At 42.0% G+C, this 12,607-nt stretch carries 12 protein-coding genes; 6 read left to right on the plus strand and 6 right to left on the minus strand.

Annotation, left to right across the window (positions count from 1 at the left end):
- Positions 1–341: 341 nt before the first annotated feature.
- Positions 342–2,159 carry a YadA C-terminal domain-containing protein gene (locus KUG37_RS02785; RefSeq protein ID WP_216934091.1) on the plus strand — a complete coding sequence of 606 codons (1,818 nt, stop codon included), beginning with the start codon at positions 342–344 and terminating at the stop codon, positions 2,157–2,159.
- Positions 2,160–2,229: 70 nt separating this feature from the next.
- On the opposite strand, the gene KUG37_RS02790 is transcribed toward KUG37_RS02785, so the two are convergent.
- The gene (locus tag KUG37_RS02790; RefSeq protein ID WP_216934094.1) at positions 2,230–2,727 is read right to left on the minus strand and encodes a copper resistance protein NlpE; all 498 of its coding nucleotides are present in this window, start codon (positions 2,725–2,727) and stop codon (positions 2,230–2,232) included.
- 235 nt (positions 2,728–2,962) lie between these two features.
- On the opposite strand from KUG37_RS02790, the gene KUG37_RS02795 reads away from it, so the two are divergent.
- Both KUG37_RS02795 and KUG37_RS02800 read left to right on the plus strand, forming a co-directional pair.
- Complete coding sequence (locus KUG37_RS02795) at positions 2,963–4,117, plus strand: LuxR C-terminal-related transcriptional regulator (protein WP_216934097.1); 1,155 nt, start codon at positions 2,963–2,965, stop codon at positions 4,115–4,117.
- Positions 4,118–4,542: 425 nt separating this feature from the next.
- Positions 4,543–5,091, plus strand: a complete 549-nt coding sequence (locus KUG37_RS02800; RefSeq protein ID WP_254202582.1) for a 1-acyl-sn-glycerol-3-phosphate acyltransferase — start codon at positions 4,543–4,545, stop codon at positions 5,089–5,091.
- Between the two features lie 70 nt (positions 5,092–5,161).
- Here the strand turns inward: KUG37_RS02800 and KUG37_RS02805 are convergent, their stop codons facing one another.
- From KUG37_RS02805 to KUG37_RS02815, 3 genes are all read right to left on the minus strand, one after another.
- Entirely contained in the window at positions 5,162–5,488 is a 327-nt protein-coding gene (locus tag KUG37_RS02805; RefSeq protein WP_216934101.1) for a hypothetical protein, read from the minus strand.
- Positions 5,489–5,622: 134 nt separating this feature from the next.
- Positions 5,623–6,384 (minus strand): 3-oxoacyl-ACP reductase, encoded by a 762-nt coding sequence (locus tag KUG37_RS02810; protein WP_216934103.1) that lies wholly within the window; start codon positions 6,382–6,384, stop codon positions 5,623–5,625.
- 100 nt (positions 6,385–6,484) lie between these two features.
- The gene (locus KUG37_RS02815; RefSeq protein ID WP_216934105.1) at positions 6,485–7,219 is read right to left on the minus strand and encodes a sulfite exporter TauE/SafE family protein; all 735 of its coding nucleotides are present in this window, start codon (positions 7,217–7,219) and stop codon (positions 6,485–6,487) included.
- 309 nt (positions 7,220–7,528) lie between these two features.
- Between KUG37_RS02815 and KUG37_RS02820 the strand changes: the two genes are divergently transcribed.
- Positions 7,529–7,747: a hypothetical protein gene (locus KUG37_RS02820; protein ID WP_254202579.1), complete on the plus strand. Its 219-nt coding sequence runs from the start codon at positions 7,529–7,531 to the stop codon at positions 7,745–7,747.
- A 76-nt stretch (positions 7,748–7,823) separates the two neighbouring features.
- Here KUG37_RS02820 and rsmD read toward each other — a convergent pair whose 3' ends face one another.
- Positions 7,824–8,393, minus strand: a complete 570-nt coding sequence (gene rsmD, locus KUG37_RS02825) for a 16S rRNA (guanine(966)-N(2))-methyltransferase RsmD (RefSeq protein ID WP_216936916.1) — start codon at positions 8,391–8,393, stop codon at positions 7,824–7,826.
- 2 nt (positions 8,394–8,395) lie between these two features.
- Positions 8,396–10,447, minus strand: a complete 2,052-nt coding sequence (gene mrdA, locus KUG37_RS02830; RefSeq protein WP_216936917.1) for a penicillin-binding protein 2 — start codon at positions 10,445–10,447, stop codon at positions 8,396–8,398.
- 237 nt (positions 10,448–10,684) lie between these two features.
- On the opposite strand from mrdA, the gene KUG37_RS02835 reads away from it, so the two are divergent.
- Together KUG37_RS02835 and KUG37_RS02840 are read left to right on the plus strand one after the other, a co-directional pair.
- Positions 10,685–11,197 carry a hypothetical protein gene (locus tag KUG37_RS02835; RefSeq protein WP_216936918.1) on the plus strand — a complete coding sequence of 171 codons (513 nt, stop codon included), beginning with the start codon at positions 10,685–10,687 and terminating at the stop codon, positions 11,195–11,197.
- A gap of 65 nt (positions 11,198–11,262) precedes the next feature.
- The gene (locus tag KUG37_RS02840) at positions 11,263–12,579 is read left to right on the plus strand and encodes a hypothetical protein (RefSeq protein ID WP_216936919.1); all 1,317 of its coding nucleotides are present in this window, start codon (positions 11,263–11,265) and stop codon (positions 12,577–12,579) included.
- Positions 12,580–12,607: the final 28 nt, after the last annotated feature.

The following is a 12,607-nucleotide window of genomic DNA, read 5'->3' on the forward strand; positions in this document are numbered from 1 at the left end:
TATTCACCTATTAACTTAACTTAATTATTCAAAAATTTCAGCAATTTTTATCAACTTTCACTTTATGTGTATTTTTATTAACCTATTCTATTTAATTAAAATATTGAATTTATTATATATTTTTATTATGTAATATTTTTAATTAACTATCACTTTAAAATTAAATCAAATATTGATTGATATTGTTGTTTCTTTTTGTTTATGATTGCAGCAGAACCGCTATGACAGCGGTTGGTAGTGGATGGCAGTCTCCAGAACAACCAGACATTCAAATCAGTTTTGCTGGTTTACATCAATCCTAGGGTAGACCAGTCTTTTTATAAAAATTGAAGGAAATTTATATGAAATTTCAAAAAACCGTATTGGCAGTAGCTTTAGCTGTAGCAGCAATTACCTCAACAGCATTTGCAACAACTACAGTGCCTGGTGAGCAAATTGTTAATCAATATGTAGTATTAGATGCTAAAGGTAATGCAACTAGCTCTTATGTTTATGAAATCAATGGGAAGATTTATGATCGTATAGAAGATTCAGGCATTCCAAGTGGTTTTAAATATCAAGAAGTTAAAGATATTGATGTTAAAGATGCAACTAAATATGAATTCCGTCGTGGTGGACTAGTAGGTACAACCAGTACAGTTCCTACTGTTAATCTACCGAAAACAGAATATGGTTCTTATGGTGAAAATCAAAATTGGGGTTATTCAGAAGAAACTGTAATTACTACCACTGGTAGTTCAACTGATTATATCGGTCAAGTAACCGATGAACTGGGTGATGCAGCAGATATTAACGGTAACTTGACTACTGAGGATGCTCGTACTACTACACAATCTCTTAAACAATATCTTCAAGTAGGTAACTTTGAAGGTTCAAATGGTAATAACACCGGTGTTTATTCAGCACAAATCATAGCTGATGAAGCTAAAAATACTGAAGTATATTCAGCTTCAGCTCTTAACTCACAAGGCTTAACACTTGTAAAACCAGTTGATTTAGCGAAGCTAAATCCAAATTCTCAGGTAGAAGTTGATTTCAATACTGGTGAAGTGACCATTAGTACTATTCAAGCAGGCCAGCAAATTGATCGTACTGATCTGGTAGCTTACGGTACTATTGCACGTGATCAGGATAAAAATGAAATTGGTCGCGCTGTTAATGTAATTAAATTCAATGGTGAATACTATACAGTTGGTGCTAATGGTTCTGAACTAACAAAAGCTAATGCTGCTGCTATTGAAGGACTGTCAATTGTAGCTGGTGGTGCTGCTACAGGTGCATTTGATGCTGAAACTATTAAGCAAACGAATACTGCTTTTGTTGGAGCTACACAAACTGTATATGGTGAAAAAACTGAAAAATTCACTAATGCGAGCATAATTACTGTAGGTTCTACAGATACATCTGAAGTATTACAGGCAGGTGATCAATTCAGTGTTGGTTCAACTAGCCCGACTACATCAGTAGAACAAGCAGTTACAACTGGTATTGTAAAATCTGAAGATGGTAAAAATACTTATGGTGTAGTTGTTTCTCAAAAAGAAACTGGTAAAGCAGATAAGTTCACAGAAGTAAATGCAGATGGTATCAACACTACAGGCGTAATTAATGCTGCTGATTTCCAGATCGGTGGTGTAAGCATCGTTCAAAATATTCAGACTTCTGTAGGTGAAGCAACTCAGGAAGTTGTGGCACAAGTTGAAACTCAATTAGCTGCAAATCAAACATTCGTAACCGAAGCTGTAGCTGCAGTTGATGCAGGTTTAACAGCAGCAGCAACAGATCGTCAAGCGATTCGTGCTGCAGCTGTAGAGGGTGATGCAGCAACTTTAGCCTCAGCAAACGCTTATACTGATAATGCAGTTGCAGGCTTCAATAGCCGTGTTGGTCAATTGAACAGCCGTATTGATGATGTAGAGAAAACTGCTTATCGTGGTATCGCTATCGCGTTAGCGACTCAACAACAAATTCCTAACATCGGTGCTGGTCAGTACGCAGTGTTTGGTGGTGTAGGTCACTATGAAGGTGAATCTGCTGCTGCTCTAGGTGTTGCAAGTGTTCTTGCTGATGGTCGTACTTCTCTAAGTGCTGCACTTGGTTTCGGTGGTAGCGAAGTTGGTGGCCGTGTAGGTGTTTCATATGTGTTTGGCGGTAAATAATTTACCCTCAGCCTGATTGAAACTAAAAAATCCCCGCTATAAGCGGGGATTTTTTTATGTGTTTACAAAATTATGATGCAGACTTTTTAACTAATTTATAATTCAAATTACTGTCAATTTTCTTGCCTGTTTCAACGTCCCGCGCCTCAATGAAATTCTCACCGACAAAGAATTTGCGGTTGTCCGCGTTATTATCTAGGGTAATAATTGAAGGATCTTGAGGGTCAAAACTAAAACTACCTTTAGTTTCAGTCTCATTGTTGCCACCTTTACTACCTAAATATTCCTCTTTCAATTCATAGGTTTTATCCGGATTGAGATCCAATTCAACTTTGATCCCTTCACAGTCAGCACAAGGGAAAACACCCTCGTAGTCACCTGCCCAGTCTAGTGAGGTTTCTGCGCTATCAGCACGGGTCACGCTCGCATCTACGTTATTTTGCTCCATCTTTGCTGGGCTTGATTGAGCATTATTATGGATCGGCTCATTATCATTTGGCTTGGAACATGCGGTTAAAGTTGCTGCAAAAGTGACTGTTATCGCCGCAATAAGAGTTAGTTTTTTCATTGTTTTGACCCTATTGATTTATTTGCTATCACTTACATTAAAAGCAGTCTGTACAGATAAGTAGGGCAATCTTGTTAAAGTTTGATTCATTAGGTGAATCAGACCAGAGTTATTGATAAGTGAACAGGATTAAAGATTTTTCTCAAAGTTCAAAGTAAGTTTATGCTGTTTCGTTCTTGGATTCTGAACGCTATTATTAAGAAAATAATGATAATGATAATGATAAGAGGGGATAATGAAATTAGAACAAGAAAATAACCTGATTGCAAAAATTTATGATGCTGCTTTATTACCGGCTTTGTGGCTGGACGTGATTAAAGATATTGTAAACTATACTAAAAGCAAGAGTGCGATTTTTACCGGTCTGGATCAGCTGAATCCAAGCTATGATTTTGTTTATACGCACAATATTCCGAATGAAAGTTTGGCCGCTTATCAAGATGACCGTATCAGAGTGATGGATATGAAACTGCATATGCCATTATGGAGTGACATCGAGATAGGGGATACACTGAGTCAAAACTGTCAGCATTATGCGGAACAACCTGGTACGGATCAGTATGTTTTCTATGAAAAATGTTTAAAGCCTAGCGGTATATGTTATCTGGCCGGGGTGTTGCTAGATCGCGGAAGTTATCGCTGGGCTGTACTGGGCATTCATCGTACCCCTGAGGTGCGGCCTTTTGAACAGGCTGAGCTGGATTTTCTAAGACGTGTCAGTATCCATTTACGGCGGGCTTTGCAAATTCACCGTCAAATCAACTTGATACAGCAAGATAATTTAAGCTTGTATACGGTATTGGATAGCTTGAAAACAGGGATTGTACTGCTTGATCAAAATCTGTGTTTAAGCTATTCGAATCCTGTTGCACAAAAGATGCTGGATCAAAGTTCGTGTCTTGATTTAGATATGCATAACCGTCTAAAAATCAAGCATGGGCAGCAGATTCGCCTAGATCAGCTGCTGGAAAGTGCTTTGCTAGAAGATGCGACCAGTCAAACAGAAGTAGGCGGTGTCTTGGCGTTGAGTAATGGTACAGGTAGGCAATTCATGCTTACGGTAGTACCATTTAAAAAATTAAGAAATATTCAGCATTTACAGTCTACCCAGCATCAGATTGCACTATTTATGACAGACAAAAACCAGCATTATTCATTGTCAAGAGCTTACCTGCAACAGTGTTACCAGCTTTCCAAACGGGAATATGATTTATGTGAACTGTTAATTAATGGTTATAAGATAGAAGATATTGCAGGGCAATGTGGCCTTACTTTAAGTTCGGTGAGAACCTATTTTAAAAATATTTATGAAAAAACCCACTGTTGTTCGCAAATCGAACTGATGCATTTGTTGATGGGGTGTGCTATTCATTTTGAACATATTGATTAAAATAGCTAAACCCAAGTTTAAAATTTAAGTTAATTTCCCCAAAACATCTGGCATATTCTGCACGGGACGGGTTTTTATTTTTAAATTTGCACACAGGGTAGTGATAAGAATACCGATGTCTGTAATCAATTTGCGCCAGGCTATATGGGGCACATTTAAAGTCTGAATATCTGCATCTTTTGTGCAATCTTCAGATATAAGACAATAAAAGCATTTGATGATTTATTCATCAGAAAAATTAAAATACTAGAACTATAAATTAATCTTTCATTTAAAAAATCTAATTATACAAATATAGATTAATTGATTATTTGTTGATCATATGGGGCTATCTATATTTGCTTAGGTTGCTAAAATTCGCGCAATTTTGAATAGAAATGGTGCGTGACGTGTTTGAGAAGTTAGCAGAACAAAGCCTGAACATGATGGGTTGGGAAATTGATAATCACTGGCCTTTGGATTTAGATCAATGTGTCATGATTGCTGCCCCTCATACCAGCAATTGGGATGCACTCTATGCGCGTCTGGCTTTAAAAGCGTTGGGCGTGAATGTTCGTTTAACCATTAAAGACAGTTATATGAAATTTCCACTGGGGCCTTTTGTACGTGCTATGGGTGGAATCGGTATTGATCGCCGTCCCAAGCAGCCGGGTGAGCCTCGTCCGAGCATGGTTCAGGTGATGACGGAGTTATTTAAGACACATCCCAAACTGGTCATGTTGGTCACGCCAGAAGCGACTCGTGCCAAACAGGAACAGTGGAAGACGGGTTTTTATCATGTGGCCATCAATGCAGGTGTACCGATTGCACTGGCTTATATGGACTATGTCAAAAAGAAAACGGGTGTAGGAAAAATTGTTTATCCGACAGGGGATTATGAAAAGGATATGGCAGAAATCATGGCATTTTATGCCGATATTCAGCCAAAATTCCCTGAAGACTTTAGTGTGGATCAGCGTTATTATCAAACTTAAGTGAGTTGAAAAAAGCAGGAAAAATTCTCCTGCTTTTTTTATTGCCTAATGTGGGGGGAGATTGGCAGACTTAAGATGCAGTTTCGGAAGAAGATAAAATCCCGCCCAGATTCTGACAGGCATCTTTATACAAGTCATATTGCTGCTCCACCACTTCATGCAGTGGTAGGTCAAACAGCTCTTTACCCTGATGATACTGTTTGATATAAGACTCGACTTTGGCTTTGCTGCTATACAACATCTGCTGATAATAGTCGGTCATACTGCTATGTGGCATTTGTTCGGTATCTATCTTGGCACAATGGAAATCTTGCAGTAATTGTTCGGATTTTTTTAAATCGCTGGATATACAACCTGCCAGCAGCAAGGAACTGAGCAATGTCGTTATAATTTTCATGGAAATTAGACATAAGGTTTTATGGGAGCGCACTATTGTAGAAGTAAAACCCGGCCACTAAACCTTTTTAATCTACCAAATGATCAAAAAATGGAACAATAGCATTTAAAAATCTACGTCCATTCTCAAAATAGCTAACCTTTGACCAAACCGCCGTCTACAATCAGGTTCTGACCTGTGACGGCACGTGAATAAGGCGACAAAAACATCAGGATTGCCGCAGCAAATTCTTCCGGGGTAATCACGCGGCGTAAAGGAGTCGATTGAGCAATCAGCTCAAAGACGAATTCAGGGGTAGCCTTGCTGGCATCTGTGGTTTGTAACAGACCGCCAGAGAGCATATTTACATTAATCCCATATTGCCCCAAGTCTTGTGCCGTGGTGCGGGTAAAGGCCAATAATGCAGCTTTGGCAGCCGTATAGTCATGATAAGGAACCACCGGATTTTGCACCAGGTTTGTACCAATATTTACGATCCGTCCAAATCCTGCTTGTTTCATATCCTCGAGTGCAGCCTGGGTGGTATTTAAGGCTGCCTGTACCGCACCGCTGAATTGACGTTGCAACATTTCCCAGGTAAGCGTTTCTACTTTAGGGCGTGCATCGCCATTAAATTCAAATTGAATCAATGCATTATTGACTACAGCATGAATCGCTTCCCCGAAATGGTTTTTTGCTGCAGCAACTAAAGCACGGACCTGATCAGCTTGAGTAATATCTGCCTGATAAATAAAGACCTGCTCCGGATACTGCCGGACGAGCTGTTCGGCTTGCTGCTGGCTGCTATGATAATTCACGACCACGCGCGCACCTTCAGCCAGTAAAGCTTGAGTAATGGCCAAACCTAAACCACGTGCACCACCGGTAACAAGCACGATCTGATCACGAATCTGCATAATGATGATCTATATTTTGCGAAATATTGGCCTTAACATAGCAGTTATTTCAATAGATTCAAGCTGTAGCTGAGCAGACAGACTTAGCTTGATTCTGTGCTTAAATGAACTGGGACATTAACAGAAAGCAGCCGGCACTGAAGAGTAAGCTCAAGATCACGCGTTTAAACAGTAATTCTGAAATTTTATAAAATAATTTTGCACCTAAAATTGCCGGAATACTCACAAAAATAATAAGCAAAGTCATATAGGGTAAGTGACTTTGATTAATCAGACCTTGCCATATATAGGTGACCAGAGCGAAAAGCTGAATTGCAAAATTAAAGTGCCGTAAAATATAACGCTGCTGGGCTTTGGGTAATTGTTTTAGCATCACCCAGGCAGAAGGAATGGCCCCACAAAAGCCGCCCAGTCCTCCTAATATGCCCCCCATAAAACCTATACAACTATTTGTCAATTTTCCTGAATGTTGAATCGTTTTGAGTTGCGGATTGAGCAGCATCACCGGACACCACAGTATCAGAAAAAATCCCAAGATCATTTTGAACGTATCTGCTTGAATGATTTGCAACAGATAAGTTCCGAGTGGAACGCCAATCAAACCGGCAACCAGGTAAGGCAGCACTAACTTTCTGGATAAAACGGGCTGCTTTTGTTCCTGACTCAGTGAAATCACATGACTCCAGATTGATGCAAATACCAGCAAGGGCGCAGCCAATTGCGGGGGCAACACCCAGACCCAGAAAGACATGGCAATCAGGGCAAAAGCAAAACCGGTCAGTCCCTGGACAAAACCTGCGACCATGGCACCAAAAATAAATAACAACCAGGTCATAAGGATCGATACAGAATCAAAGTCATTAGTATTAAAAAGATAGCTCGAAAAACCAAGTACTTGCTTAGTGGTATTTCTGCAAATTTCAGTACAAATTGATATAAACACTAGAGGGTTTAGCTATATTGTCTTCATCGGAAATCAAGAAATCAAGAAATCAAGAAATCAAGAAATCAAGAAATCAAGAAATCAAGAAATCAAGAAATCAAGAAATCAAAGCATAAAATAAAACAAGAATCCAACAGGGAGTTTCTGAATTATCAATCAAATTGCCTGATACTGAAACCTGTACAGCAAGAGGTAATAGACATGATGAAAATAGCAATATTGCTTTCTGTATTGGCAGTCTCATTAACTGGTTGTGTTTCGGATCCTCACGATGATTATCGTGGTCATAAAGATCGAGATAGACATCATGATCGACAACATGGTGACCGGGACTGGAATAACAACAAAGACCGTCCTGGCTGGAATAATCCGGGCCAAAACGATCGGAATCCGCCGCCGCCTCCACCTCCGACCCGTTAATTGCTCTGTTATCCGCTTATTAATTTTTAAACTCTATGATTTGACCAAAAGGATTTCTTATTCAAGGAGTCCTTTTTTAATTGTGGTCTTGCAGATGCATTTTTTGATAGAGTCCCGCACGGACCGTTCCGGCTTTGGTATTTTTAATTAAACGCCACGAGGCTGGTAATTTAAGTAATTGTAGATCACGGTCTGCTTCTACATAAATATAAGCATTGTCCTTGACCAGATGATCTGCCTGTGCAGCCAAGGCTTCCCATAAATCTAAGCTATACGGTGGATCCAGAAAAACCAGATCGAATTGTGTTTGAAGCGTGGGCAAGGCTTGTTGCGCCGTAGCCACTTTCAATTGGGCACGTGCTTTAGTCACTTTTAAAAGTTCAAGATTCTGGGTTAAAAATTGTGCCTGAGTACGATCAGGTTCAATCATCACCACTGAGGCAGCACCACGAGATAATGCCTCAAAAGCCAAGGCCCCAGAACCGGCGCAAATATCCAAAACCTGTGCATTTTGTACATCCCACATCAGCCAGTTAAACAGGGTTTCCCGGACACGGTCAGGCGTCGGGCGCAAACCTTCAATACTGGCAAAAGGCAGTTGACGGCGTTTCCAGTCACCACCAATAATTCGAAGCTGGTTTTTCATTTTTAATCTCGTTCTACTGGTGTGGGAGCAGAAGGCGCTGCGGGAGATGCAGCAGTATGTGTAGAAGCCGGAGCAGGAGGAGCAGACTGGCTGCTAGCTGGAACGGCACTTGATGCTGCATCTTGGCTTAACATGCCGGCACCACTTGGTAATTCGGCTGGCTTGATTCCGGCCGTCATCAGACCACCACTTAATTGGTGACCTTGTGGGCGTACCGGATTTTTATCTTTTTGCAGTAACCAGTAATCAAAAACCGGACGGGCCAGGGCAGTTGCGGCACTACCACCGCGACCATTTTCCAGAATGACAGCAATCGCGATTTCAGGATTTTCAGCAGGTGCAAAACCGACAAACAGACCATGATCTAGCTGGCGATCAGTCAGTAGGGCTTCATTATATTTTTTACCTTGCGCAATACTCTTGACCTGCGCCGTACCGGTTTTACCGGCAATCGAATATTGTAAACCGCTTTTAATGCTTCGACCTGTACCAGACTGAATGACATCTACCATCGCATCACGCATCTTGATCCAGTCTTCTTCCTCACCATTAAAATCAATTTTGCCATGGGTGCCATTATGTACCTTGAACGGTTTGGCACCGCGACTTTCGCGCAGAACATGAGGAATGACTTTATTGCCTTGGTTGGCGGTAATCGCCGTGGCCATAGCCAGCTGTAATGGTGTGGAGGTAAAAGCACCCTGACCAATACTGACGGAAATAGTTTCGCCACGTGACCATTTGGCGTTGCGAGTACGCATCTTCCATTCCGGACTAGGATAAAGCCCGCTACTTTCACTTGGTAAGTCTACCCCGGTTTTTTCACCGAAGCCAAACTGACGCATCCAGCTATTCATTTTTTCAATGCCCATCCGGTAGGACATGACATAGAAATAGGTATCACAGGAAACTACCTGGGCCTTATGCATATTCACGGCGCCATGACCGGATTTTTTATGGTCACGGAAACGATGGCTGTCACCAGGCAAGGTGAAATATCCTGGATCCGAAATAGCCGTACTCCAGTCCACCAGACCATAGTGCAGCCCGCCCAAGCCAAACATCGGTTTGATGGTAGAGCCGGGTGGATAGGTACCCTGCACAGCCCGATTATATAGAGGTTGGTCGAGGTTATCACGTAGACCGCTGTAGTCCTTGGTGCTGATCCCTGTCACAAACAGGTTCGGGTTAAAGCTTGGACTGGAGACTAGTGCCAGAATTTCCCCAGTTTTAGGATTCATTGCCACAATCGCGCCACGACGCCCGGCCAGTTGTTCCGAAGCGACTACCTGTAAACCGTAATCGAGTGACAAGAACAGGTCATTACCGCGCACCGGATCCTTGCGACCCAAATGACGTAGCACATTACCAAAGGCATCGGCCTCTACTGATTCATTTCCCGGCACCCCATGCAGAAGCTCTTCATACGATTTTTCTACCCCGATTTTTCCGATCAGGTTGGTTCCGGCGTACAGATCCTTATCAATGGCTTTAAGTTCTTTGTCATTAATCCGGCCCACATAACCAATCACATGCGCGAACAGATCACCATGCGGGTAGTAGCGGGTCATCTGGGTTTCAATATTCACGCCCGGGAACTGGTATTTTACTTCACTGAAACGGGCAATATCATTTTCATTCAGGTTGAGCTTGATCGAAACCCGTTCGGTTTTACGCGCCGTTTTAATCCGGGTTTGAAAGCGTTCAAGATCTTCTTCAGTCAGTTCCAGAATCGGTTTCAGGCGTTCGAGCGTTTGGTCGATATCCTGTACATCGGCACGACTTAAAGTGGCTGTAAATACCGGATAGTTGTCGGCCAGCAAAACGCCATTACGGTCATAAATATAACCGCGCGCGGGGGGTAAGGGTTGCAGGCGAATCCGGTTCTCGTCAGAAGCCGTACTAAAGCTTTCAAAATTGAACAGTTGCAAATAGGCATAGCGGCTGACCAGCAGCAGCATAAAGAAAATGACAAGCCAAATGGAAATCAAGACCCGACTGCGATAGATGCGCTTTTCTTGTTGTGCATTTTTTAAAGGAAAGTGCTGCTTCATACGCGATCGACTTAAGACCTGAGAGTGGTAGAAAAGAATCAAAGTGGAATATTCTAACGCAACTGCACTTGATTTGATAATGAAAAACTGACCTTGCGATCAGTTTCTATAAGCTTTGACTTTGCAGACATTAAAATTGTAAAGTGCTGTATATAAGAGTTGGGATAATTCTGCTAGAGTAAAATCCAATAAAAATAGGACTATACCAAAACTATAATTAAGGAAGATGGTGAAGGAATGAACAAGGTTTACCCTTTGTTGGTATTTGCATTGTGGGCGAACGGGGCTTATGCACAGGATCAAACTACTGCCACCCAAACACAGCCTGCTCAGGCAAAAGCTTTTAATGTTGGCGTTGGTGTTACTCAGGAATTACTCCATCTAAATACAGAATGGGTTAATCCTTATGGGATTGCTTATGTGAAAGGTGGTGTTTTTCTGGATGATGATAATACGATCGGAGGGCAGGTAGGCTTTCGTTATCCTGCACATCTCACCGGCAAGGACAAAAATGGTTATTATGTCGGGGTCTATGCTGGTCATATCGATAGCAAACAGGTTGATGGCAAGGATGAAGGCCGTTTAGGTGCCGGTATTGATCTGGCCTATGTTTTGCTTAGTTCAGAACGGATCAGCAGTTTTAGTGTGGGGATTGGTGCGGGAGAGAAACTCGAAGACCGGACTGGCCGCGTTGTGGCTGAAACAGAACCCCGGCTACAATTTTCCTATACTTTAAGTATCGGTTTATAGACAAAATATTCGACCTTATTAATATGTGTATTCTGTGAACAAAAAATTAAATATGGAAGTTATGCATGCTTGAGTACGTCAATGAGTTGTGGCAAACCTTTGTAAATCGCCCGGATTTTTGGGCCGTGCTCAGCATTATTCCGGTGACTGCATTTGTAACGTGGGCTCACGTCTGGATGGCACTGAAAATGGTCTTTTATCCAATCAATTTCTGGGGCTTTCATTTAGGGCCAATTCCTATTGGCTGGCAAGGGATTGTGCCTCGTAAAGCTGGACGTATTTCAGGCATTATTACCGATAACACGCTGTCAAAATTAGGTTCCATCCGTGAGTTTTTACAGGCGATGGATCCGGATGATATGGCACGGATCATTGGAGAACAGGTCGGTTTCGAACTGGAACATCTGATTGATGAAGTCATGATGGATCGAAATGCCGTGTTATGGGAGAACCTGCCTTTTGCCATCAAACGCAGAATTTATGCACAAGCGCAAAAGCAAATGCCGGCAGCTTTGCGTGAATTAGTGACTGAGTTGACCATGAACGTCGAGTCACTTGTAGATATGCGTGAAATGGTGGTCAGTCAGATGGAAGGTGATCGTCGACTGATGGTCAGCATGTTCCTGAAAGTGGGTCAAAAAGAAATCAATTTTATTTGGCATATCAGTGCACTCATCGGGATGTTCTTTGGTATTGTCCAGATGATTGTCTGGTTTGTGGTGCCGTGGCACTGGACCGTACCGTTTTGGGCGGCTATCTGGGGCTTTTTGACCAACTGGATCGCGATCTGGATGGTATTCAACCCGCTCTATCCACACCCGGTAAAGTACCCGCAATTCTTTGCCCGTACTGAAAGCCGCAAGTTTCCATGGATTAAACCTGTTATTCCGCGTATTGGCACCTATAACATACAAGGTGCATTTATGAAACGTCAGGATGAAGTCTCGGACGTCTTCGCAAGTGTAGTCACAGAAGATCTGATTACGTTAAAATCGATCATGACCGAGATGATGTATGGTGGCAGAAAAGACAAAACCCGCCGCATTATCAAACGTCATATTAATCAAATTATGGAAACACCCCTGGTTCGGACCTCTTTACAGCTGTCTTTAGGACCAAAAGAGTATGCAAAACTCAAGACGGACTTGATCGATCGCTCGATTGAAATTACGATGGTACCTGTATGCGACCCAGCATTTAATGCGAGCCGTGCACAGAAAATCTATCAAATGTTTAGAGACCGCATACGCGAGTTGACTCCGAAGGAGTTTCAGAATCTTTTACGTCCTGCATTTCAGGAAGATGAATGGATTCTGATTTTATTGGGTGGGGTAACCGGTTTTGTCGCGGGTTTAATCCATTTGTTTGTGGCTTTCTTATAATGAGATGCCGGGGGCCACAATCGGGCGA

Source organism: Acinetobacter sp. BY419 (assembly GCF_019038395.1).
GTDB lineage: Bacteria > Pseudomonadota > Gammaproteobacteria > Pseudomonadales > Moraxellaceae > Acinetobacter.

Coding starts and splice junctions, on each gene's coding strand:
- KUG37_RS02785 (WP_216934091.1), top strand. CDS start 342: ATGAAATTTCAAAAAACCGTATTGGCAGTAGCTTTAGCTGTAGCAGCA.
- KUG37_RS02790 (WP_216934094.1), bottom strand. CDS start 2,727: ATGAAAAAACTAACTCTTATTGCGGCGATAACAGTCACTTTTGCAGCA.
- KUG37_RS02795 (WP_216934097.1), top strand. CDS start 2,963: ATGAAATTAGAACAAGAAAATAACCTGATTGCAAAAATTTATGATGCT.
- KUG37_RS02800 (WP_254202582.1), top strand. CDS start 4,543: ATGGGTTGGGAAATTGATAATCACTGGCCTTTGGATTTAGATCAATGT.
- KUG37_RS02805 (WP_216934101.1), bottom strand. CDS start 5,488: ATGAAAATTATAACGACATTGCTCAGTTCCTTGCTGCTGGCAGGTTGT.
- KUG37_RS02810 (WP_216934103.1), bottom strand. CDS start 6,384: ATGCAGATTCGTGATCAGATCGTGCTTGTTACCGGTGGTGCACGTGGT.
- KUG37_RS02815 (WP_216934105.1), bottom strand. CDS start 7,219: ATGACCTGGTTGTTATTTATTTTTGGTGCCATGGTCGCAGGTTTTGTC.
- KUG37_RS02820 (WP_254202579.1), top strand. CDS start 7,529: ATGATGAAAATAGCAATATTGCTTTCTGTATTGGCAGTCTCATTAACT.
- rsmD (WP_216936916.1), bottom strand. CDS start 8,393: ATGAAAAACCAGCTTCGAATTATTGGTGGTGACTGGAAACGCCGTCAA.
- mrdA (WP_216936917.1), bottom strand. CDS start 10,447: ATGAAGCAGCACTTTCCTTTAAAAAATGCACAACAAGAAAAGCGCATC.
- KUG37_RS02835 (WP_216936918.1), top strand. CDS start 10,685: ATGAACAAGGTTTACCCTTTGTTGGTATTTGCATTGTGGGCGAACGGG.
- KUG37_RS02840 (WP_216936919.1), top strand. CDS start 11,263: ATGCTTGAGTACGTCAATGAGTTGTGGCAAACCTTTGTAAATCGCCCG.